This window comes from Blautia caecimuris (genome assembly GCF_024622975.1).
Lineage (GTDB): Bacteria > Bacillota > Clostridia > Lachnospirales > Lachnospiraceae > Blautia_A > Blautia_A caecimuris.
In genome coordinates, this window is the sequence record NZ_JANJZT010000082.1 from 1 (window position 1) to 1,578 (window position 1,578).

Genomic DNA, 1,578 nt, shown 5'->3' on the forward strand with positions numbered 1-1,578 from the left:
GACTGGTGACAGAAAGTTAAGCAAGTGAGCGTCAACTGATGTGAGCAATCTGGTGACAGCTCATGAAATCACTAACAGAATATAAGGAAGAGAAAACGAAAGCAAAAGGAATTATTAATAGAGTACATCAAATAATTCTTGATGCAGTTAAAGCAGAAATGCCTGATTTTGGAGATGAATCAGTTGATGCTTTTGGATTAAGCGAGTTTCTGCCAAACGAAGAGGCAGATGATGATCAAAAAGAAGAAAAGGCGTTTTCGGATTTTAGACCACTTACGTTTGAGATACAGAGCGTGAAAACTGGAAGAAAAAGAAGACAAGCTGACATAAGCATGAAAAAAAATGGAGGTTCAAAGCGTAAAAAGAAGGAAGAAGAACGTAAAAGGAAATACCATAAGAAATCAAACAATAAAAAAGGAACTGGAACCGGAAAAGCTTCTGAAGTATTGATTTCTGGTATAAGGACACCATTTGATAAGGCCACTGGTGAGTATCAAATCTCATTTGTGCTAGATGAAAATGCTGAAGATTTAGTCGTAGGAATCAGAATAGGAAGTGATGATGATAATTTATCAAAAGCTAATATTTCTGAAGCAACCATGAATGGAAAGAAACTTCCTATAAAAAATGACATGATTGAATTGAAGGGTATTCATAATGAAGGTGAGAAAAATATTCTAAGAGTTAAGCTGGAAGAAAAGACGAGAAGAACATTGGAGGTGCGGGCATATGCTAAACATTAATATTAACTATCCGTATCCTGTAATTCGTGAGTATACAGACGATTATCAGAGTACTGAGTTTATCGGCGAACTCAAAGTACTTCTTGAGCCAGATGGATATGCTGTGCATACAAATTTTGAAATAAATAACAAAGGTATTCAAATTTTGCTTAGCAAAAGGATTCTTACATATGCGTTGGAGGTCCAATGCGTATCGACTTGGTTTAGAAAACTGTATCCAATACATGAAAACAGAGTAATCAGACTTGATCCACAGATGATTCACGAAAGAGTTGAGTTGATACCATGTACAGTTGCTGCAACATCGATTGAAGGATTTACAAATGAAGATTTTGCGGAAGAATACCAGGACATGAAGTTTGATTTAAATGCAGGAGACATCATAGGTATAGGTCAGAAAAGAACATTTGATGCGCTGTATCAAAATGATATCATAAAAAATGGTTCCTCCATCGTTGATGTTGGAAGAAATGATAAGCTGAAAGAAATTCAATGTGATTTTTCTCAAAGTACTATTAAGCTCACCTTGCCAGCTGATCAATATGAGAACTATAGGAGCTGTGGATACAATCGATCTAAATACAAGATGTTAAATGCAATACTGATAGTGCCGGCACTGGTAGAAGCAATTGGAATCATTGCAGCAGATGAGAAAGATCCGGAGCATCAAAGTGGTCATCAAAATCGTGCATGGTATAAGACGATTGTAGTTAACTTAAAGCGTTTTGCTGAAAACGATGAAAGAAAGTACTTACAACTACTAGTATAGAATAAATTAAATTTATGCTATATATTTTTGAGATGATGTATGGTAAAATAGTGTTATCAAAGAAAG

The 1,578-nt window shown here is 35.2% G+C and carries 2 protein-coding genes; both read left to right on the forward strand.

Annotation, left to right across the window (positions count from 1 at the left end):
* Positions 1-62: 62 nt before the first annotated feature.
* Positions 63-743 carry a hypothetical protein gene (locus NSA57_RS19380; protein ID WP_257465845.1) on the forward strand — a complete coding sequence of 227 codons (681 nt, stop codon included), beginning with the start codon at positions 63-65 and terminating at the stop codon, positions 741-743.
* Entirely contained in the window at positions 730-1,512 is a 783-nt protein-coding gene (locus tag NSA57_RS19385) for a hypothetical protein (protein WP_257465846.1), read from the forward strand. Before NSA57_RS19380 ends, NSA57_RS19385 begins: the two co-directional genes overlap by 14 nt.
* The last annotated feature ends 66 nt before the right edge of the window (positions 1,513-1,578 follow it).